This is a genomic window from Nocardiopsis nanhaiensis (assembly GCF_054778635.1).
The window spans coordinates 1-20,591 of the sequence record NZ_BAAGZJ010000069.1 but is presented as its reverse complement, the minus strand read 5'-3'; the positions used below and the strand labels follow the sequence as shown (position 1 = coordinate 20,591).

13 protein-coding genes and 1 pseudogene are annotated in these 20,591 nt (G+C 69.0%); 3 read left to right on the top strand and 11 right to left on the bottom strand.

Annotated elements, in window-relative coordinates; all coding sequences use genetic code 11:
• Positions 1-129: 129 nt before the first annotated feature.
• Together trxA and trxB are read right to left on the bottom strand one after the other, a co-directional pair.
• On the bottom strand, positions 130-453 hold the full coding sequence (gene trxA / locus ACYVD1_RS26055; protein WP_460777118.1) for a thioredoxin: 324 nt from the start codon (positions 451-453) through the stop codon (positions 130-132).
• A 51-nt stretch (positions 454-504) separates the two neighbouring features.
• A complete protein-coding gene (trxB, locus tag ACYVD1_RS26050; protein ID WP_460777117.1) occupies positions 505-1,437 on the bottom strand; it encodes a thioredoxin-disulfide reductase in 933 nt (310 codons plus the stop codon).
• Between the two features lie 783 nt (positions 1,438-2,220).
• Here trxB and ACYVD1_RS26045 point away from each other — a divergent pair.
• Together ACYVD1_RS26045 and ACYVD1_RS26040 are read left to right on the top strand one after the other, a co-directional pair.
• Positions 2,221-3,381: a sensor histidine kinase gene (locus ACYVD1_RS26045; RefSeq protein ID WP_460777116.1), complete on the top strand. Its 1,161-nt coding sequence runs from the start codon at positions 2,221-2,223 to the stop codon at positions 3,379-3,381.
• Positions 3,375-4,104 (top strand): annotated as a pseudogene (locus ACYVD1_RS26040) (response regulator). The gene ACYVD1_RS26045 and the pseudogene ACYVD1_RS26040 overlap by 7 nt, the downstream one beginning before the upstream one ends.
• A gap of 81 nt (positions 4,105-4,185) precedes the next feature.
• Here ACYVD1_RS26040 and ACYVD1_RS26035 read toward each other — a convergent pair.
• The 6 genes from ACYVD1_RS26035 to ACYVD1_RS26010 all read right to left on the bottom strand — a co-directional run bounded on the left by ACYVD1_RS26035 (position 4,186) and on the right by ACYVD1_RS26010 (position 14,201).
• A complete protein-coding gene (locus ACYVD1_RS26035; RefSeq protein WP_460777115.1) occupies positions 4,186-5,058 on the bottom strand; it encodes an anti-sigma factor family protein in 873 nt (290 codons plus the stop codon).
• Positions 5,055-5,681, bottom strand: coding sequence for an RNA polymerase sigma factor SigM (gene sigM, locus ACYVD1_RS26030; protein ID WP_460757358.1), 627 nt, complete (start codon positions 5,679-5,681; stop codon positions 5,055-5,057). Before sigM ends, ACYVD1_RS26035 begins: the two co-directional genes overlap by 4 nt.
• A gap of 30 nt (positions 5,682-5,711) precedes the next feature.
• Positions 5,712-7,277 carry a protein kinase family protein gene (locus tag ACYVD1_RS26025; RefSeq protein WP_460757353.1) on the bottom strand — a complete coding sequence of 522 codons (1,566 nt, stop codon included), beginning with the start codon at positions 7,275-7,277 and terminating at the stop codon, positions 5,712-5,714.
• 246 nt (positions 7,278-7,523) lie between these two features.
• A complete protein-coding gene (gene murJ, locus ACYVD1_RS26020; RefSeq protein ID WP_460757350.1) occupies positions 7,524-9,320 on the bottom strand; it encodes a murein biosynthesis integral membrane protein MurJ in 1,797 nt (598 codons plus the stop codon).
• A 157-nt stretch (positions 9,321-9,477) separates the two neighbouring features.
• Positions 9,478-11,376 (bottom strand): murein biosynthesis integral membrane protein MurJ, encoded by a 1,899-nt coding sequence (gene murJ, locus ACYVD1_RS26015; RefSeq protein WP_460777114.1) that lies wholly within the window; start codon positions 11,374-11,376, stop codon positions 9,478-9,480.
• Between the two features lie 80 nt (positions 11,377-11,456).
• Complete coding sequence (locus ACYVD1_RS26010) at positions 11,457-14,201, bottom strand: DUF6049 family protein (protein WP_460777113.1); 2,745 nt, start codon at positions 14,199-14,201, stop codon at positions 11,457-11,459.
• 311 nt (positions 14,202-14,512) lie between these two features.
• On the opposite strand from ACYVD1_RS26010, the gene ACYVD1_RS26005 reads away from it, so the two are divergent.
• Positions 14,513-16,033 carry a CCA tRNA nucleotidyltransferase gene (locus ACYVD1_RS26005; RefSeq protein ID WP_460777112.1) on the top strand — a complete coding sequence of 507 codons (1,521 nt, stop codon included), beginning with the start codon at positions 14,513-14,515 and terminating at the stop codon, positions 16,031-16,033.
• A gap of 55 nt (positions 16,034-16,088) precedes the next feature.
• On the opposite strand, the gene ACYVD1_RS26000 is transcribed toward ACYVD1_RS26005, so the two are convergent.
• The 3 genes from ACYVD1_RS26000 to ACYVD1_RS25990 form a co-directional block, all read right to left on the bottom strand.
• A complete protein-coding gene (locus ACYVD1_RS26000) occupies positions 16,089-16,814 on the bottom strand; it encodes a class I SAM-dependent methyltransferase (protein WP_460777111.1) in 726 nt (241 codons plus the stop codon).
• A gap of 107 nt (positions 16,815-16,921) precedes the next feature.
• On the bottom strand, positions 16,922-18,217 hold the full coding sequence (locus tag ACYVD1_RS25995; RefSeq protein ID WP_460757332.1) for an MFS transporter: 1,296 nt from the start codon (positions 18,215-18,217) through the stop codon (positions 16,922-16,924).
• A 117-nt stretch (positions 18,218-18,334) separates the two neighbouring features.
• Entirely contained in the window at positions 18,335-19,402 is a 1,068-nt protein-coding gene (locus tag ACYVD1_RS25990) for an inositol-3-phosphate synthase (protein WP_460757328.1), read from the bottom strand.
• Between the last annotated feature and the right edge of the window lie 1,189 nt (positions 19,403-20,591).

Sequence of the window (20,591 nt, the reverse complement as noted above, 5' to 3'; positions counted from 1 at the left end):
ACGTTTCCGTGGTGGCACAGTGCCCCTGGGGGTGCGCGGCGGGGTTAATGCGGGTCCGAGTCCGCGGAGGCACAGAAAGGCCCCCAGGTTGGACCTGAGGGCCTTTGGCTGCTTCCTGCTGGCTCCTGGTTACAGGAACTCGGCGAGGTCCTTCTCCAGGACCCTCTTCGGCTTGGCGCCGATGATCTGCTTGACGACCTCGCCGTCCTTGTAGACGTTCATCGTCGGCAGGGACATGACGTTGTAGGCGCGGGGGGTCTCGGGGTTCTGGTCGGTGTTGAGCTTGACGACATCGATCTTGTCGGCGTACTCCTCGGCCAGCTTGTCCAGGACCGGGGCCATCTGCTTGCAGGGGCCGCACCAGTCGGCCCAGAAGTCCACCAGGACGGGCTTGTCACTGGCGAGAACGGTCTCCTTGAAGGAGGCGTCGGTGGCGGTCTTCACGGTGGACACTGCTTGGTTCTCCTTGGTTCGACGAAACCGGGCGGGAAAGCGGGGAGTGGCTCAGTGGCCGATGTCGGCCAGGTAGCGCTCCGCGTCCAAGGCGGCGGCGCAACCGGTGCCGGCGGCGGTGACCGCCTGACGGTACTGGTGGTCCACCACGTCGCCGGAGGCGAAGACACCCTCGAGGTTGGTCCGCGTGGACGGCGCGTCCACCTTCACGTAACCTTCCTCGTCGAGCTCGATCTGCTTCTGGAACAGCTCCACGCGCGGGTCGTGGCCGATCGCGACGAACAGGCCCGTCACGTCCAGGGTGCTGGTCTCGTTGGTCTTGTTGTTGATCAGCTTGAGGCCGCTGACCCGGTCCTCGCCCAGAACCTCGGTGATCTCGGTGTCCCAGAGGAACTTGATCTTGTCGTTGGCCAGGGCGCGGTCGGCCATGATGCGGCTCGCGCGGAGCTGGTCCCTGCGGTGGACGACCGTCACGGACTTGGCGAAGCGCGTGAGGAACAGGGCTTCCTCCATCGCGGTGTCGCCGCCGCCGGCCACGGCGATGTCCTGGTCGCGGAAGAAGAACCCGTCGCACGTGGCGCACCAAGAGGTGCCGCGGCCGGACAGTTCCTTCTCACCGGGGATGCCCAGCTCGCGGTAGCCGGAGCCGGTCGCCAGGATGATGGTGTGCGCGAGGAAGGTCTCACCGCCGGCGGTGACTTCCTTGACCGGCTTGGTCAGGTCCACGTCGGTGACGTCCTCGGGGACCAGCTCTGCGCCGAAGCGCTCGGCCTGCTTGCGCATGTGGTCCATGAGGTCCGGACCCATGATGCCGTCGGGGAAGCCCGGGAAGTTCTCCACGTCGGTGGTGTTCATGAGGGCACCACCCGCGGTGATGGACCCCTCGAACACGAGAGGGCGCAGTTCCGCACGCGCGGCGTACACAGCAGCGGTGTAACCCGCCGGTCCGGAACCGATGATGATGACATTGCGGACGTCACTCACGCTCTAGGCCCTTCACACAGTCGCTGCCCTGGCCACGGTGTGTGACCTGAGGGAAAGATGGTTAGCACAACCGATGGTAGGCGCCAGGCATTCCCGCTCTGACATCCCCCCAGCGTACGGGGGAGGGGTATAGCCCTCAGTTCGAGGACGGCCCCCCCCGCGGCGACCGGTGCTGATGGCTAGGGCCACACCCCCGGCGACGAGCCCCCAGAGGGCGTTGGTGGCGAGTACGGACGCCAGGCCGAAGGGGTTGGTGACCGGGCCCTGGAGCTCTCCGGTAAAGAACGGAGACAGCACGGCGCTCAGCACGATCACGAAGAGCCCGTAGGCCACGCCTGCGAGGACGAGCGTGAGGACCGGCCGCGGAGCTCTCGTGGCGACGACGGACGCGATCCAGACGACCGTGACGGTCAGGGTCACTCCCAGCTGTGCCCAAGGTGCCCCGATCGCCGCTGAGATGCCGGTGGCACTCATCAGCGGCCGGATCAAGGCCAGGGGGCCCCGAGCCCCAGTACCAGCGCCCAGGGGACGCCTGTCAAGGCACCGGAGGCCGGAGGTGTGGAGGCCGGGTCACCGGGGCGGCCCGGACGCTCTGAGCGGTTCTGGTCCATGAGTCTGCTCCGTTGGCTCGGTACGGCGGTCGCCGCACGGATCCTCCGGACGGTACGGACACCGGTGCTTCCAGGGCGTCCGTACCGGGTTCCTTCCGTGTACGGCGAAACGCGTAGTGGAGCGCGCCTTCGGTACGGGGTCCCCCGAGGCCGCGCTCCGTAGAATCGCCGCATGCCGGATCACTCCGCCCGCCAAGCGGTCATTGTCGACGCTCTGTTGGGCTTCGCCGTCTTCGCCGTGGTCGCCATCGCGATCGCGGCGGATCTAGGCGGGGGAGGAGACCTGCCGTCTGTCGTGGCCTACGGGTTCGCGGCCGCCCTCGGCCTGCTCATGCTGGCCCGGCGCCGGTGGCCCTTGGCAGTGCTGCTGGCCAGCGGCGCCCTCGTCGTCGTTTACCACGCCGCGGATCTGCCTGTTATCGGGCTGGCGGTCCCCGTCGCCGCCGCCCTGTACTCGTCGGCCGAACGGGGCCGCGCTGGCTGGGCTGCCGGGACAGCGGTGGTGCTGCTGGCGGTCTCCACCGTCGCGCGAGCCCTCGAAGGGCAGGACTTGGGCTTCCTCCTGGGATACGAACTTGCGTCCACGGGGGCGATCATGGGGGCCGCGATCGCTCTCGGGGACGGTACGCGCCAGCGACGGGAAGCTGCCCGGCAGCGCGAGCGCATCGCCGCGCTGGACGCCCAGGCGCGGGAGGCGGAGGCCGCCGAGCGCGTGACCCGGGAACGGGGGAGGATCTCCCGAGACCTGCACGACGCCGTCGGGCACCACCTGTCCGTGGTGTCGCTGCACGCCGCGGTGGCGACCGAGGCACTGGAGGAAGGGGCGGTGGATCTCACGGCGGCCCGGTCGGAGCTGGAGCACGTGACCCTGGCCTCCAAGGAGGGCCTGCGGGATATGCGGTCCACGGTGCGTGCGCTGCGCGAGCCCGGGCCTGAGGTCGACCGGGTCGCCGGGCTCGCCCACTTGGCGGACCTGATTGCCTCCGTCCGAGCAGCGGGGCTGCGGGTCGACGTTGTGGGCGGAGGCGGGGAGGACCTTCCCGGGATGGTCGACGCGGCCGCCTTCCGTGTGGTCCAGGAAGCGCTCACGAACACGCTGCGCCACGCGCGGGCACGGGGAGCGATGGTCGTTCTGGAACGCGGAGACGGTGGGCTCGACGTGACGGTCACCGATGACGGTCGGGGTGCCGCGCCGGACGGGGAAGAAGGGAGCGGGGTCTCGGGTATGCGGGAGAGGGTGCGGATGCTGGAGGGGACGCTGGAGGTCGGTGCGGCCGAGGGCGGCGGGTTCCGTGTGTGCGCACGGCTGCCGATCGGGGGCGCCGAGTGGTGAGGGTCCTGCTCGTGGACGACCAACCACTGGTGCGTGCGGGGGTGCGGTCGCTCCTGGAACGCGACGGCGATATCGAGGTGGTGGCCGAGGCAGCCGACGGTCGCCGGGCACTCGTCGAAACCGACCGCTTCCGCCCGGACGTGGTCCTGCTGGACCTGCAGATGCCGACCATGGACGGGCTCGGCGTGTTGCGGGAACTGGAACGTCGACGTGTCGACACGTCGGGGCGACGACATGTCGACACCCGGGTTGTCGTCCTCACCACCTTCGGAGAGGACGACAACGTGTTCACCGCGCTGCGGTTGGGTGCCGCGGGCTTCCTGCTCAAGGACGCCGCACCCGGTGAACTCCGGGAGGCGGTCCGTACCGTCGCGGCGTGTGAGGCCCTGCTGTCGCCCGGGGTGACCCGCCGCGTGATCGAGCGGCTGGCCCGCACCGACCTCGCACCGGAGGCCGCGGAGCGCTTGGACGGACTCACCCCTAGGGAGCGTGAGGTCCTCGAACTCGTGGGGCGGGGAATGTCCAACCAGGAGGTCGGGGCACGATTGCACCTGAGCCCCGCCACGGCCCGTACACACGTGCACCGCCTGCTCACCAAGCTGGGCGTGCGGGACCAGCGGGAAGTACTGCGCCGGAGGCGTCCGTTGAGGGCGGTGGCGGGTGACGGGTGGGCTCGTGGTGGTCGCCTACGAGAGCGGGCTGGTCCGCCCCGGCCAGGGCTGAACCGTCTGGCAGTGGACTCGTCCGACCGTGGACCTGCCCCACAGTGGAACGGTCGGCGCGGACCGAGCCGAAAGGCCGTGCCTAGAGCGTGCCCTCAGCGATGACGTTGTCATCGGTGTCGCCACCCTGCGCGCAGCTGGGGTCGACCACGGCCACGCTGGTTCCGTTGGTGTCCTGGGTGAAGAGGATCCACGCACGTTCGGGGCCGGTTCCGTCGTCGAAGAGCGCGTCGTCGACCAGGGTGACCCTGGTGCCGTTGGCCTCCTCGAATCGGGTGACGCATTCCTGCGCTCCGTCCGGGAGCTGGTCCTGCGCCTGGAGTTCGACGCCAGGGTCGGACCCCTCGGCGCCCTCGGCCTCTGCCTCGGTCTGCACGGCCGAGGCCTGCTCAGCGAGCTGGTCGGCGGTGTAGACCGTCTCGCTCTCCACCGCTTCGGCCGTGTAGGACTGGGCGGTGTCCGGTTCGGACTCCGGTCCGCTGTTCTCCTCGATCATGGGTGAGGCGGCCCCAGTGTCCTCCTCCTCGGCCATCAGACCGTTGAACACGGCGGCACCGCCACCGACCACGAAGACGGCCGCGGCGGCGGCAACCATCAGTTTGGGAAGACCGAAGCTCCGCCTCTTGGCGGTGATGGGGGTGACAGTGGCAGGGGTGCCGACGGGGCCGGCGTCCGCGGGTCCGGCATCGGCTTTCTCGGTACCGGTAGGCCCGGAAGCGGCGGAACGCTCCCGCGCGGCCTCGCTGATGTGGCCGTCGAGGAGGTCGGCGACGTCCTGCGGCAGCGCGGGGGCCGGTGCCTCGGCGAGCACACGGGTCACACCGGAGAGCTCGTCGATGGTGGCGGCGCAGGTCGCGCAGGTGTCGATGTGGTCGGCGATTGAGCGTTCCTCGTCGGGCTCGAGAAGATCCTCGGCGAAGAAGGCGAGTGCCTCCACGTCTGGATGGGACGTCACGATGGGTTGGCACCTCCTCTCCCAGATGTGACGTCCCGGGGAGGCTGAGGGTTCCTTAGATGAGCCAGAGAGGGGAGAAGTTTCGCGCGTCCCCGTGCGCATCTGCTCTTGACCGTGCCGGAGGCGACATCGAGGATCTCAGCTGCCTCTTCCACCCGGTAGCCGAGCATATCCACCAGGGTCAGGGCCATGCGCTGGTCCAGGGGCAGCGTCTCCATCGCGGACCGCACGTCCAGCCGGGCAGCGGTCTGGGAGGCGTGGTCCGGCCCGCCGCCGGAGCGGCTCATGCGCTCGTTGGACATGACGTCGAGGGTCTCGTCCTCGGTGGGGGTGGCCGGGCGCACCTTGCGACGTCTCAGCCGGTCATGGCAGGCGTTCACGACGATGCGGTGCAGCCAGGTGGTCACCTGGGAGTCGCCGCGGAACCGGTCGGCCGCCCGGAACGCGGACATGAAGGCGTCCTGGAGCGCGTCGGAGGCCTCCTCGCGATCACCCATCATCCGGATGGAGACAGCCCACATACGCTCACGGTGTCGGCGCACCAGTACCGCGAACGCCTGTTCGTCACCCTGAGAGTGCCTTGACAACAGCTCCTTGTCAGGAAGCTCCTGGGCCGTGTCCATCAGCGCTGATCACATACCCCACAACTAGAACTAGGTCCCGCGTACCTCGACCTCGTTAATGCTCCCACGAAAGCGTCCGTCGTCCGTGGGCAGGTCGGTGAACCAGACCAGGACGTACTGGCCGGTCGCCGCATCGTCGAGGGAGATGGACTCCGTACCGTTGACCTGGCCTTCCCAAGCAGTGGGAAGGTTGGCGTCCAGACTCGCGTCGTCGGTGACCTGGTCGCTGTCACCGACCCTGATCTGGATTCCGTAGTCCCTTTGAGGCACGACCAGGTCGACCTCGTGCACTTCCTGGGCCTCGCCGAGGTCCAGGATCAGGCCGACGCCGGACTTCTCGGTGCCCATCGGGTCCTTGTAGCCCTCGGTGTTCCAGCGGGTCTCGACATCGCCGTCGTGGGCCAGAGGTGCGTTCTGTCCGTGCTCGGAGTGGTCGCCGAGGGGGTCGAACCCGTCGGAGTCGGTGATCGCCAGGACCTCGGGATCGGCACTATCCGTGACGTCCTCGGTCTCGTTGGACGTCGGGTCGGCGGCCTCGTCCCCTCCGGGGCGCATCATGGAGCCGAACATCCACGCACCGGCCACAACCGCGGAGAACAGGGCCACCGCGAGCACACCGACCAGCAGCCGCTTGGCCGAACCGCCCTTGTTCCGGGCCGCCCGCTGGTCCATGCGGGAGGGTGCCGGTCGGCCACCGCTCCGTGCCTGGGCCGCACCGTTCCGGCTGGAGCGCCGCGGGTCGCCCGCGGCGTCGAACTCTCCCGTGCGCCGGGAGGTGCCGGGCTCGGGCGGCGGCGCCTCGGCGGGTGAGACCGGCAGCGGGATGAGCCTGGGGACCTCGGCCATGGCGGCGCAGAACTCGGCCGGACTGGTGATGGGCGGTCCGGGCACCATCTGGCCGACCAGCTGCGGCAGGGCCGAGCGGGTGGTGATGGCGGCCAGGGGTTCGTTCACCCCTTGGCGGATCTGACCGGGCGGGTAGGGGCCCATGGGGCCCTGCGGGGCACCGGGCAGGCCGCTCTGCGGGCCGCCGGGCCAGTACCCGGTGAGGGCCGCGTAGAGCAGGTTGCCCAGGCCTTGGGCGTCGACGGCGCCGGGCTGGGGGACGTTGTTCCCCAGCAGTGCCGCGTCTACGCCGATGCCGGCGACCTTGACCGCCCCGCCGCTGCTCCACATGAGCTTTCCGGGGGTCAGGCACAGGTGGTACAGGCCGCCCGCATGAGCGGCGGTCAAGGCCTCGGCCGCTTCGGCGACCAGGCCCGCCGCCCGCTCGGGCTCCATGGGGCCCTGAGCGAGGAGTTCCGCGAGCGAGGAGCCGATCACCCACTCCTCGACCACGTACGGGACCGGTGAGTTGTCGTCGGCGTCGAAGACCTGGGTGACTCGGGCGTCCGGGATGCGGCTCGTGGCCCGTGCGGCCCGGACGACCTCGGACGTGCGCGGGAAGCCTTCGGCGAAGGTCCACACCGCGACGGGACGCGCCAGCGTCTCGTCAGTGGCCTTCCACCGGGTGGCGCCACCGGTCTCGCTCACTGCGTGGTCGAGTCGGTAGCGGTTGGCCAGCTTCGCCCCGGGTTCGATCAGGAAGGTGCTCATGATGGGAGTGACGGACGCCAGTGCCGCTGGGTCGCGTGGTGCCGCTGTGTGCACATGCGAGGGGGTCGGCCCTGTCTGCTGTCCCCAGCCTCCCTTCGGGCAGCTCGGATAAACGATGCTCTGGCGGTAAAGCTGTGTCGGTCCATGCTAGGACGCGTGAACAGCCTCTTTGGAGGACATCGGATACTCATCGACCTTCCGGGACGTATCCACGTGTGACTACCCAACGTCATCCATTCCAGGTGATCAGCGGCGTCGCAACCGGGATTTCACCAAATCGAGGAATGCTGTGACTTCAGTCACATTGAGGAACTTGGCGGCAACCACGAACAGTACGGCACCAACCAGTCCTCCGGCCACCATCGACGCAACACCAGGCCACAGCTCACCCGGAAGGCCGCTGAAGGCGAAGGTCATCAGTAGCCCGAACAGCGCGGCAGGGATGGTCGCCACATGCAGCTTGAAGAGGGTGGACGCTGTTCTGCGGCCGTCCAGACCGTTGAGCCTCTTGTTCAGGAGGTACCACATGATGATGGAACCGACGATGTAGTAGAGGCCGTACGGAGCGGGCAGCCACAGAACGATGTGCTGCGGCGTGTCCGCCATGAAGTACAGAAGGCTGAACGCGGTGACCGCGTGGGCGGTCTCGGAGGGGATGGCCACCAGCGCGGGGGTCCGGGTGTCGCCGAGCGCGTAGAACACCCGCATCTGCAACTGGAACAGCGTGAAGGGGATCAACATCACGCAGAAGACCATGAGGATGCGGCCGATGGCCGCGGCGTCCTCGGTACTGGTGCTGCCCTGCGCGTAGATCATCACGCAGAAGGGGATCGCGAAGACGATCATCGCCACCGAGATCGGCACGATCAGCACCGAGGAGAGCCGGAAGCCGCGTGAGAAGTCGCTCCGTACCTGGTCCTTGCGCCCGGCCGCGACGTGCTCGCTCATCCGGGGCAGCAGGGCCGTGATCACCGACACCGCGATGATCGCGTACGGCAACTGGAAGAGCATCGAGGCGAACTTGTACGCCGCGATACCCGAACCGGTCTCGTATCCCAGTTCCGCCGACATCGCACCGGCACGGGTGGCGACGTTGGTGGAGACGAGCGCGCCCACCTGCGCGACGACGATGTAGAGCATCATCCACGAGGCCGCTCCGGCCGCCTCGCCCAGCCCGGACCCGCGCAGGTCCAAGCGGGGCCGCCAGCGGAAGCCCGCCGCGGCGAGGGCCCAGACCAGTACGGCGGCCTGCACGACCTGGCCGAGCGCGGTACCCAGGCCCAGCAGGGCCAGTTCGCCCTCAGTCACGGTATCGGGTGTGCGGCCCGGTCCGGCGATGGACAGGAACCACAGGCAGATCCCGATGATGACGACGTTGTTCAGCACCGGTGCCCACATCGGAGCACCGAACTTACCGCGCGCGTTCAGCATGGCGCCGGCCAGACCACTGGCGCCGATGAAGAAGATCTGCAGTACCAGGTAGCGCGCCAGGGTGACCGACACGTCGTACTGCGCCCCGGTGAACCCGCCCGCGTAGATCCGGATGAACCACTCGGCGATCAGCCAGGACACCGCGGTGAGGGCGAACAGCGCCAGCAGCAGGAGCGTGACCAGCCGCTGCTCCGTGCGGTTCCCGCCGTCGGGGTCGAGCTTACGCCTCTTGACCAGGAACGGCACGAACACACTGGCCAACAACCCGCCGATGAGCAGGTCGTAGATCATGTACGGCACCATGCCGGCGGTCTGGTAGGCGTCACCCAGCAGCTGGGTACCGATCGCCGCCGCCAGCACGATGGTGCGGACGAAGCCCGTCACTCGGGAGGCGATCGTTCCGGCCGCCATGATCGCGGTCGACTTGGCGAGGTTGCCCGTCGTGGTGTGCGAGCTACCGCCGATCTCGTCGCCGTCCTCCAGACCGGCGCGGTCCGCGGTGCCCAGGTCACCGATGTCGCTGGGGTCCCGGTCCGTCTTGAGCCCGGTCTCGGGCTCGGCCTTGGGCTCGGAGAGCTCGTAGGTGTCGAGCACGTCCTCCGGCGTCACCAAGTGGCGACCGGACCTGCTCTCGTGGGGGTCCCGCGGTCCCGGTTCTGGACCGTCGGTGTGTTGACGGGGGTGATCGCTGGACACCGTCGGGTGGTCCTTTTCTCGGTCGGACGACTACTGGGCACCGGCGGGGCTGGGCCGGAGTGGTTCACTGCGTCTACCGACGCAGACGGCCGCGGATGAGTTCCACGGCCGCGGTCAGCTCGGGTACGCGCAGAACACGGGCGGACACCAAGAAGAGCAGCGCGCCGACGGTGCAGCCGACGACGGGGGCACCGACATAGGTCATCAGACCGGGGCCGACCTGGGTGTCGAAGAACCAGAGCACCCCGAAGCCGGCCGCGATGCTGGGAACAGCCGCGAGGTGCAGGCGCAACAATGTGCCAATGATGTGCTTTCCGTCAAGTCCACCGATTCGTCGGCTGAGCACCTGGCCGGCGATGGTCAGACCCGAGAGGAAAGAGACCATGAAGCCGGCGGCGACGCCGACGACCACCACGTTCGGGGGCAGGACCAGGTAGGCGGCAAGGGCCAGAGCGCTGTGTACAGCGAGGTTGGCCACGCCGATCAGCGCGGGGGTCTTGGTGTCCCCGAGGGCGAAGAACACGCGCAGCATCAGCTGGAACACGGTGAACGGCACCAGGCCGAGGGACATCACGGCGAGAATCTGGCCGATGGCGGCCGCGTCGGCGACGGAGACCGATCCGCGTGCGAAGGCCAGGATCGACAGCGGCTCGGCGAACAGCGCCACCGCGAAGGCCGTCGGGACCAGCACGAACGCGGAGATGCGCATGGTGCGGGAGAAGTCGGAGCGGACCGCCTCCCAGTTGCGGTCTTCCGCATGGGCGCTCATGCGCGGGAGCAGCACGGTGATCAGGGAGACCGCGATGATCGCGTAGGGAAGCTGGAAGAGCTGGTACGCCAGGTTGTAGGCGCTGATCCCGGCGCCGATATCCAGACCCTGCTCGATACTGGCGACGTTCGCGGCGTTGGCGATGTTGGTGGTGATCCACAGGCCCGCCTGCGTGAGCAGGGTGTAGAGCATCATCCACCCCGCGGAGCGCAGGGCCACGCCGAGGCCGGACCCGCGCAGGTCCAGGCGGGGCCGCCAGCGGTAGCCGGTCCGGGTCAGGGCGATGAACAGAACGAACGCCTGGAGCGCCATACCCGCGGCGGTGCCCGCGCCGAGGAGCGTGAGTTCGGCGGTGGTGACGTTCTCCGGGGTGCGACCCGGGCCCGCCACGACCAGGAACATCGCGGCCACGCCCATGATGACGAAGTTGTTGAGCACCGGGGCCCAGACGGCGGCGCCGAACTTGCCGCGCGTGTTGAGCATGGCGCTGAGCAGTCCGCTCAGGCCGACGAAGAAGATCTGCGACAGCAGGAAGCGCGCCAGGTAGACCGACGTCTCGAACTGGATCGGTGTGAACCGTGATCCGTACAGCCAGATCAGGACTTCCGCGGCCGCGATCGCGGCCGCGGTCACCAGCAGCAGCGCCAGCACCATAGAGGTGAACAGGCGGTCCTCGGTGGCCTTGCCGCCGTCCGCGTCTCGCTTGCGCCGCTTGACCAAGAACGGAATGACCACGGAGGCCATGAGGCCGCCGATCAGCAGGTCGTTCAGGATGAAGGGGATCGTGTGCGCCGTGTGATAGGCGTCACCGAGCAGGTGGGTGCCGATGGCGGCGGCCAGCACCATGGTGCGGGCGAAACCGGTGATGCGGGAGGCCATGGTGCCTACGGCCATGACCATGCTGGACCGCATCATGCCGCCCGACATGCCTTCCGAACCCTCCTTCGCGGGTTCCGGATCGGCTTCCCCGCCTCCTAGGTCGGGTGAGCCTCCCGAGTGCCCGGGGCCGTCGATCCCGCCGAGGCCGGGGCCTCCGGGGGCTGCCCCGGTGTCGGGCAGTTCGCCTTCCTCGAAGGAAGGGGTCGGGCCACCGTAGGGGCGGCTCGTGCCCTCACCTGGCAGCGGCCCCTCGGGTGACTGCTTGCGGTGCCTGGGCGTGTGGCGGGGGGAGCGCTCATCGCCGTTCGGGGAGTCGGTGACCACCGTGGATCAGGGTTCCTTTCGTCCGACTGGGAGGTTCGTGCCGGGCGCCGCAGGACGGCGCCCGGGTCAAGCGGTGGGGGTCACTTCCCGGTGCCGCTGTCGCCGGGGCGGCTCTCGCCGTCCGGAAGGTCGGTGTCGGGGGTGTCCTGCGTGTCGACCTCGGAGGCCGCACCGTCCTCGGCGGGAGCTTCGTCCCCGGCGGAGGCGTCGTGCTCGGCTGAGCCCCCGGCCTCAGCGGATACTTCGGCCTCAGCCTCAGCCGATCCGCCTGGGGCGGGCTCTTCGGTCTCGACGGGCTCACCGGTTTCGGTCGGCCCGGTCTCGGACTTTCCGGCTTCGGCGGGCTCTTCGGCCTCGGACCGGTTCTCGGTCCCTTCCGTCTCCTGGGGCGCCCCGCCTTCGCCCTCCTCGGTGCCGGGCTTCCCGGGCCCCTTGCCCGCCGCCGCGGCGTTGGCCTTGGCGGACTGGCGCCGGGCCCACTTGCGGAAGGCGCGGGGCGCGAGCGCGGCGATGAGGATGAGCAGTCCGATACCGCTGATGAGCAGCGCCTGGGTGCCCAGGCCTGTGGCGTTCACTTGGATCCGGGTGTCTTGGGCGCTGATCGGCTCACCGTCGGCGTTCTGCAGGCTGACGTGGACGGTGGTGCTTCCGTTGATCCGGGCGGAGAGCGGTACGTACACCGTGGTCCTCGCGCCGGGGGCGATCTCGAAGGAGGAGGTGTAGTTGCCGATGGCCAGCCGCTCGGCGTTCTCGGAGAACACCGACAGGTGGACGAAGACCGCCTCGTCTTCCAGGTCGTTGGCGACGAGCACACCCGTGATACCCGTGCTGCTCGCCATGGTGACCGGCTCGCCGGGGATGACGCGCACGTCCTCCATGCGGTCCTGGACCGCCTGCCCCACGAGGACCCTGGTGGCGCCGGCCATGGCTTCGCGCTCCCGCCAGTACACGGACTCGAGGCGCACCATCGAGGGCCGGAAGGGGTCGCTGTCCCCGACCAGGATGCTGTTGAAGAGGCGCACGTCCCGGCTCACGTCCTCGATCTGGCCGAGGTAGATGGAACTGAGCTCCTCGCCGTAGGCGTGGTCCGGGTAGTTCAGGTCCTGGCGGGTGTCCTCCCGCTCGTCGGAGTCGGACAGCTCCACCGACTCCAGGCGCTCGGCGGACAGCCAGGGAAGCTCGTCGGTGGCTTCCAGAACCCCCTCGGCGAACTCGGGGCTCGGATCCCACCCCGGCTCGGGGTAAGCGACGACCGTCCGGTCACCGCCGACGTTCTCCCCGGCGATCATGGCCGTCTCCGCGGCGAAGCGCTGCAGGGCGAGGGCGGACTCCCCGGGGCCGTGGGAAGGCATCGACAACACGTCGGCCAGACCGGAGTCGGCGACCAACGCGTACGGCTCCTCGTCCCCCTCCGCGTCGCCGGGGGCGAGCGGGGCCTGGGCCGTGGGTGTCGTGGAGATCCAGGAGGCGGGCGGTACGGCCTCCTCGTCGAGGAGGAAGCGGTGGGCGCCCTGCTCGGCGAACAGTTCCTGGACGTTCTCCTCCATCAGGCCTTCGGGCGGCACCGCGAAGGTCTCGTCGGCCTCGAGGTCGAGGGACTCCAGCACCGCCTCCTCGCCGATCCGCAGGGAAGCCTCGGCGTCCGCGTCCATGCCGTTGCGGAGCAGCGAGACCAGGTCGGAGTTGGCGTAGGGGGAGGCCACCACGTTGTCGGCGGCCAGGACCTCCCGGGCCTCACGCAGCCAGACCTGGGCCGCCTCGTCCGCGGCGCGGTCGTGCCGGACCGGGTTCTCGGCCGGGTCAGCCAGCACCTCCTCGAGGATCTCGTGGTCGGTGGCGGCGATCCGGAGGACATCGTCGAGGGTTCCGGGATCGACGGACCAGGTCACGGGGATGCCCTCGGTGCGCACCGGGAGCTCCACGTCCTCGTCCTCCGCCTCGGCCTCCTCGTCGGCCTCCTCGTCGGCCTCGTCATCGGCCTCAGGATCGTCGGAGCCGCTCTCCGAATCGGCGTCCTCGTCCTCCGCTTCGGCGGTCTCGTCCGCGGGAAGCGTGTCGGCGGTGTCCTCCGCGGTGACGTCCTCGCCGGCGGTCGGCGACAACGGGTCCGCTTCCTCTTCGTCCTCCAGTCCCAGCAGTTCGACGAGGTCGTCGTCGCCCGCCTCGAAGGAAAGAGGGACCTGCGCGCCGGCCTGGAGGAGGCGGCCCAGGCGGCCCTCGGCGCCGACGGAGTCGTGCAGCTCGTCGCTGAGGAAGGTGTCGTCGTCCGCGCGCTGGGGGTCGTCCATCAGCGGCCACACCCAGGCGACGTCCAGGGAGGGAATGTCGTCGTCTTCCGTGTAGGGAAGGAAGGTGTACTGCGCACCGAGGCTGTTGCCGTCACCGTGGAGCGCCTCGACAACCATGGGGTACACGCCGGGGGAGTCCAGCCCCAGGTCGTCGACCGGGGTGCTCAAGGAGTATTCGAGGGTGCCTTCCGGATCCAGCTCGCCCTCGAACTCCTCGTCCGGCCCCGAAGCGTCCGGCTGCCAGCCGTCACCGGACGAGAACTCGTCGAGCTCCTCGCGCGAGGTGAACGGGTGCCGTGAGTACCGCAGCTGGACGGTCACGTCCTCGACGGCGGACTCGGTGGTGTTGGTCACTTCGCCGGAGACCCGCAGAGTACTGTCCTCGTCTGCGGAGTCCGGAGTGATCCGATCCACGATGATCGGCTCCACCGACTCATCGTTCTCGGGTTCCGCCGACGCGGGCGAGAGCGTGGCCGGTATCGGGAGCAGCGCGGCGGTCATGGCCATGACCGCGGCCGCGGAAGCAGTTCGACGCAACGCTTGGTTTCCTGATTCGGGTCCAGGTGTCCGTCCCGCCAGCGATGTGGAAGGTGGGGCGGGAACGGTCGGGATGCCCGCACGGCGTTCGGCGGAAGCGGGGTTGGCGGCCCCGGTTCGACCGTTGCAGGCCACCACTCAACCCGAAGATACCGCGTTTCCCGAATCCCGGTTATGGAGCGGACCGTAGTTCGGCGGCGTGGCGGTCCCAGCCTTTCATCCGCCGGGGGCCGCGCGCCAGAGCCGCCACAGGTGCTCCGCGGGCACAAACGATTCGCGGTTACCCCGTGCGTCCGCCTAACCTGCGTGGTGTGCCGAACACAGAGTTTCCGAGTCAGAACGACACCGCCCAGGCCCGGTCCGCCGAGGCGGGCCCGCGCGAGGGCACGCTGACCGGTGAGCAGCGGGCGGCGATCACCGCGTTGCTCGATACCGTCCAGCTGGTTTCCGGTGAGCTCGGTGACCGGTTCTCCGCGCACGACCAGCAGCTCGCCCTCGTGGGCGGACCGGTCCGCGACGCGCTCCTCGGGCGCGTTTCCAACGACGTGGACCTCACGACCGACGCGGTTCCCCAGCGGATCCTCGAGCTGGTCGACGGCTGGGCGGACTCTGTGTGGACCGTCGGTATCGAGTTCGGCACCGTGGGCCTGCGCAAGCGCGGCCTGCAGCTGGAGATCACCACCTACCGGAGCGAGGCCTACTCGCCCAGGTCGCGTAAACCCGAGGTCGCCTACGGCACCGACATCCACGACGACCTGCTGCGCCGGGACTTCACCGTCAACGCGATGGCGGTACGCCTGCCCAGCCAGGAGTTCGTGGACCCCTTCGGCGGTCTTGCCGACCTGCGGGACAAAGTGCTGCGGACCCCGGGCCGTCCCGAGGATTCCTTCAGCGACGACCCGCTGCGCATCATGCGCGCGGTTCGCTTCGCCGCCCAACTCGGCTTCGACCTGGCCCCTGAGGTGGCCGAGGCCGCCCGGGACATGGCCGACCGGCTCACCATCGTCTCCGCCGAGCGCGTCCGCGACGAGCTGACCAAGCTCATGCTCAGCCCGGACCCGCGCCGGGGCGTCGAGCTGATGGTGGACCTGGGGATCGCCCAGCACGTCCTGCCCGAGATCCCCAAGATGCAGTTGGAGATCGACGAGCACCACCGGCACAAGGACGTCTACGAGCACTCGCTCACCGTCCTCGACCAGGCCATGGACCTGGAGCGCGAACGCGGTCACGAGCCCGATCTGGTGTTGCGCCTGTCCGCACTGCTGCACGACGTCGGCAAACCCAAGACCCGTGCCTTCGAGGGCGGCAACCGGGTGACGTTCCACCACCACGAGGTCGTCGGTGCCTCTATGAGCCGTAAGAGGCTCACCGCGCTGCGCTTCCCCAAGGACGTCATCTCCGACGTCAGCCTCTTGGTCGCGCTGCACCTGCGCTTCCACGGCTACGGCAAGGGTGAGTGGACGGACTCGGCGGTGCGCCGGTACGCCCGTGACGCAGGGGACCAGCTGGAGCGCCTGCACATTCTGACCAGGGCCGACTGCACCACCCGGAACCGGCGGAAGGCCGCCGCTCTCGCGCGTTCCTACGACGACATCGAGCGCCGCATCGGCAAGCTCGCCGAGCAGGAGGAACTGGACCGGATCCGCCCGGACCTGAACGGCAACGAGATCCAGGAGATCCTGGGTGTCAAGCCCGGCCCCTTGGTGGGCAAGGCCTACCGGTACCTGCTGGAGCTGCGCCTGGAGAACGGGCCCATGGAAAGGGACGCGGTCACGGAGGAACTGAAGTCCTGGGCCGCCGACCACCTGGAACAGGACGGCAGGCAGGCCTAGGGCAGGAGTTGGCCGGGGCGGGCGGGAGCTACCGGAGCCAGTCGGACACGGGGCCTCAGAGCCCCGGTTTGACCGCGGTCACGGCCATCGCCGCACCGAACACCCGCAGGGGTGTGCCCTCCAGGCTCTCCGAGGCGTCCCGCAGCGCCGATGGACACCCGCCGAAGGCGGGCATGAGGTAGTCGATCGCGCGCACCCGCAGCCCGGATCCGCGGAGCAGCCGCCCCATCTCCTGGCTGGTGAAGGACCGGGCGTCCGAGAGCCTGTCGTGCAGGGGCCGCACCCACGGCAGGAACGGAGCGGTCAGCGCTGAGCGGCGCCGTTCCCCCCAGAGCACACCGTGCGGCTCGAGGGGGAACCAGCGGTTGGACGTGGTCAGCGAGACCGCGCCGCCTGGCTTGAGTACCCGGTGGACCTCGGAGAGGGAACCCTCCAGGTCGTCGAGGTGTTCGACCACCCCGAATGCGGTGACCCTGTCGAAGGTGTTGCCTTCGAAGGCAAGCGAGTCCGCGGCCATCTTGTGCACACTGATGCGGTTCTCCAAGGCGGTCCCGGCGACGCGCTCGCTCAGGGCCTCGAGCGGCGCGGGTTCGACGTCGACCGCGTCCACCCGTACGTATCCTTCGGCCAGCTCGACGGTGTGGCTGCCGTTGCCGCACCCGAGGTCGAGTAGCCGGTCGCCGCGGGTCGGAAGCTGGCGGCGCACCGCCCCGACCCGCCTTGCCACCCCGGTCGCCTTGACGGCACTCGAAGGGTTACCGAGTCCGAAACCGCCGCTCATGGCACCATCCCCTGCTCGTGACGAATCCTTTCCGGGAGACTACATTAAGTGACGCTTTAGTTACTGATTGATGGAGCGACATGTCGACACCCCGGATGATCCGCCGCTCAGACCGTCTCGTGCGCCACACCCTCGCGGGCGAGGCGCCGGGCGCGGATCGTCCAGGCCGCGCTCATCAGCAAGAAGGCGAGAACCATCGCGGAGACCACCGGCACGCTCACCCCGGACTGCGGAACCAGGCCTGCGGTAAGCGCGGCGCCCAACACGAACGTGGCGTTGAAGAGCACGTCGTAGACCGAGAACACCCGACCCCGGAACGCGTCGTCGACATGTCGCTGAACCAACGTGTCGACAGTGACCTTCACCGCCTGGGACACGAAGCCCAGGACGAAGGCGGCCACCGGGAAGAGCGCGGGTGAGAAGGGCAGGCCGAACAGCACCAGGGCGACGGCGGCGCCGGCGAGCAGGCCCGCGATCCACGCGCTCGCACTCATCCGGGCGGTGGCCCACGGGGTGGCCACGGCCCCGAGGAAGAACCCGAGGGCGAGCAGCCCCGCCGCCACCGAGAAGCCGGCGATCCCGGCGACCCCGCCGCCCGTGAACGTGTTGTTGTACAGCAAGAGCGTCAGGAGCGTGGAGATGCCGAAGAGGACACGGTGGCCCCCGATGGTCAGCAGCCCGTCCCGCGCGGGCACCCGCTCCCAGATGTGCCGGACCCCGGTGACCATGCCCCAGACGACGTTGCGCAGTGCCGCCCGAACCTCCTCCGGCTCCTGCTCCAGGTGCGGACCGAGCTCGCGGTACCTCAGGGTGAGGGAGACCAGGGCGGCGCCCGCGAAACCGAGCGCGGCCACGAAGAGGATCATGCCGGTGCCCAGAGCCTCCTCACCGCCGACCATGCCGATCCCGAGCCCCACACCGGTCCCGAGCGAGCTCGCGACCGTTCCACAGGTCGGGGTGACCGCGTTTGCCATCATCAGCTTGTCCCTGGGCACCACGTAGGGCAGGCCTGCGGAGAGCCCGGACAGGAAGAAGCGGTTGACGCTCAGCACGAGGAGTGCAGCGACGAAGAACGCGGGCCCTTCGCCGTTGGCGACGAGGAGGGCCGTCACCGTGGCGAGTGCCGCCTTGAACAGCGATGACAGCAGGAGCACCTGGCGACGGGGCCAGCGGTCGATGAGCACACCCGCGAACGGAGCGACCAGGGAGAAGGGGAGGAGCAGGACCGCGAAGGCCGCGGCCACCTCCCCGGCACCCGTGTGCTGTTCGGGGTTGAAGAAGACGAAACCGGCCAGCCCGGCCTGGTAGATCCCATCGGAGAACTGCGAGACCAACCGGGTGCCGAACAGCCGACGGAACCGGGGTCCCTTGAGGACCACGCGCAGATCACCGAAGAAGGACACGCCCTCAGAGTAGAACGTGCCCGGGGCCGCGAGGGCCCCGGGCGACCCGGAGTGACCCGGTGGGCCGACGCGGCTGTCGCGTCGGCCGCAGATCCTGTGCTAGCCGGTAATCCTGTGCTAGCCAGTAATGAACTGCTCGACCCGCTCGTGCGCGTCGACGTCGCTGTACTGCTCGGGCGGCGACTTCATGAAGTAGGAGGAGGGCTCCAGGATCGGGCCGCCGATGCCGCGGTCCTTGGCGATCTTCGCGGCGCGGACCGCGTCGATGATGATGCCCGCGGAGTTCGGGGAGTCCCAGACCTCGAGCTTGTACTCCAGGTTCAGCGGGACGTCGCCGAAGGCACGGCCCTCGAGTCGGATGTAGGCCCACTTGCGGTCGTCCAACCACGGCACGTGGTCCGAGGGGCCGATGTGCACCGCACCGGCGTTGAGCTCGTGCGGGATCTGCGAGGTGACCGACTGGGTCTTGGAGACCTTCTTGGACTCCAGGCGTTCGCGCTCCAACATGTTCTTGAAGTCCATGTTGCCGCCGAAGTTCAGCTGGTAGGTGCGGTCCACGACCACACCCCGGTCCTCGAACAGCTTGGACATCACCCGGTGGGTGATGGTGGCGCCGATCTGAGACTTGATGTCGTCGCCGATGATCGGCACGCCCGCCTTGGTGAACTTCTCGGCCCACTCGGGGTCGGAGGCGATGAACACGGGGAGGGCGTTGACGAAGGCCACACCCGCGTCGATCGCGCACTGCGCGTAGAACTTGTCGGCCTCCTCGGAGCCCACCGGGAGATAGGAGACGAGGACGTCGGCCTTGCTGGCCTTCAGCGCCGCCACGACGTCCACCGCGTCCTCGGGGGACTCCTGGATCATCTCGCGGTAGTACATGCCGAGGCCGTCGTAGGTCGGGCCGCGCATGACGGTCACGCCGGTCGGCGGGACGTCGCAGATCTTGACGGTGTTGTTCTCACTCGCGACGATGGCCTCGGCCAGGTCGTGACCGACCTTCTTGTCGTCCACGTCGAAGGCGGCGACGAACTCGATGTCGCTCACGTGGTACGGGCCGAACTGGACATGCATCAGGCCGGGGACCCGGGACTCCGGGTTGGCGTCCTTGTAGTAGTGCACACCCTGGACGAGCGACGCCGCACAGTTGCCGACACCCACGACGGCTACACGTACCGAACCCATTGGTCCTTGCTCCTTCTTTTTCGCGAACATGGATTCCACAGCGCACGGCGACGGGCCCGCGCCGACGGCGGTCCGGGGCTCGTCATCCTGCGTTCGTATCCCGTATGTGGTCAGCAGCGCGCACGACGGTTCTGTTCCCCTTCACGGCCGTCGACTACGAGGGAGAACTGTGCATGTCTGGCTGGTTTGTTCGGCTATGACTCTATCCTTGCTCTGCCGTGGGGCTGCATGTCACAGGTGTCAGGCGGGAGGGCAGAGTGACCGCGTGTGAGGGTGATGCGGCGGCTTCCGCGGGCCCGCTGGCGCGCAATGTCACATGGGCGTCCACCAACTGGGCAAACGCCCCCGGCCCCTTGCCGGTGACCGTGCTCACACAGTCGCGAATCGCCGGACACGGGTGTCCTGAACTGCGCGGACAAGCAGCTCCTGGCACAGGGTGACGAGAAGTTCGGAAGTGCGCGATACCCTCGCGCGTGGGTTGTGCTATACCGTTTGCTCGCTCTAACGTGACCCTTGATTTGCGTGCGCAGCCGGTAGAGACCCCGAACGAAGCCACCGCCGCGGCGGCGTTCACGTCGGAACAGAGCACCGACGGCACGGGGCAGTGCTCCCGCAGGCCAACGATCAGGAGGAAGTAGCGGCTAACGTCTTCGCGACCTGTTGAAAACCTTCCCCCGCAGCTGGGCGTCCCTTTATCAAGCCTTGAACGACAGGCAACAGCGGTGGAAACACGCCAGCCCGGCCCGGCATCGAGCCGGTGCCCCCGCCACAGGTCGCGAATCACCGATCCCCCAGGGGGACCGTCCCCCGTTTCCACCAAGGAATCGTCAGGCCGACCGGCCGTGAGAGGCAATCGAGGACCACGTGAGTACCGAACGACGACGGAGTGCCGAAGGCGGCCGTCGCCGGGCTGAGGGCCCGGACGACGGTCCGCGCGGCGACGGCGGAGGGCGTAGGGCCTCTGGCCCTCCCCGGGAAGAGCGTGCGGGCGGACGGCGCCGACCTGATTCCGAGGGCGGTTTCTGGGGCGATGACCAGCCTCCTCCGCGATCCCGCAGAGCCCGTCCCGAAGGTGAGGCGGCGCGCTCCGAAGGGCGTCCGCGCCCCGAGGGCGGACGCCGTCGCGCCGAGGGCGGGCAGCGGCGGCGCCCCGAAGACGGGGAGCGTCCGCGCCGTCGGCCAGGGGAGG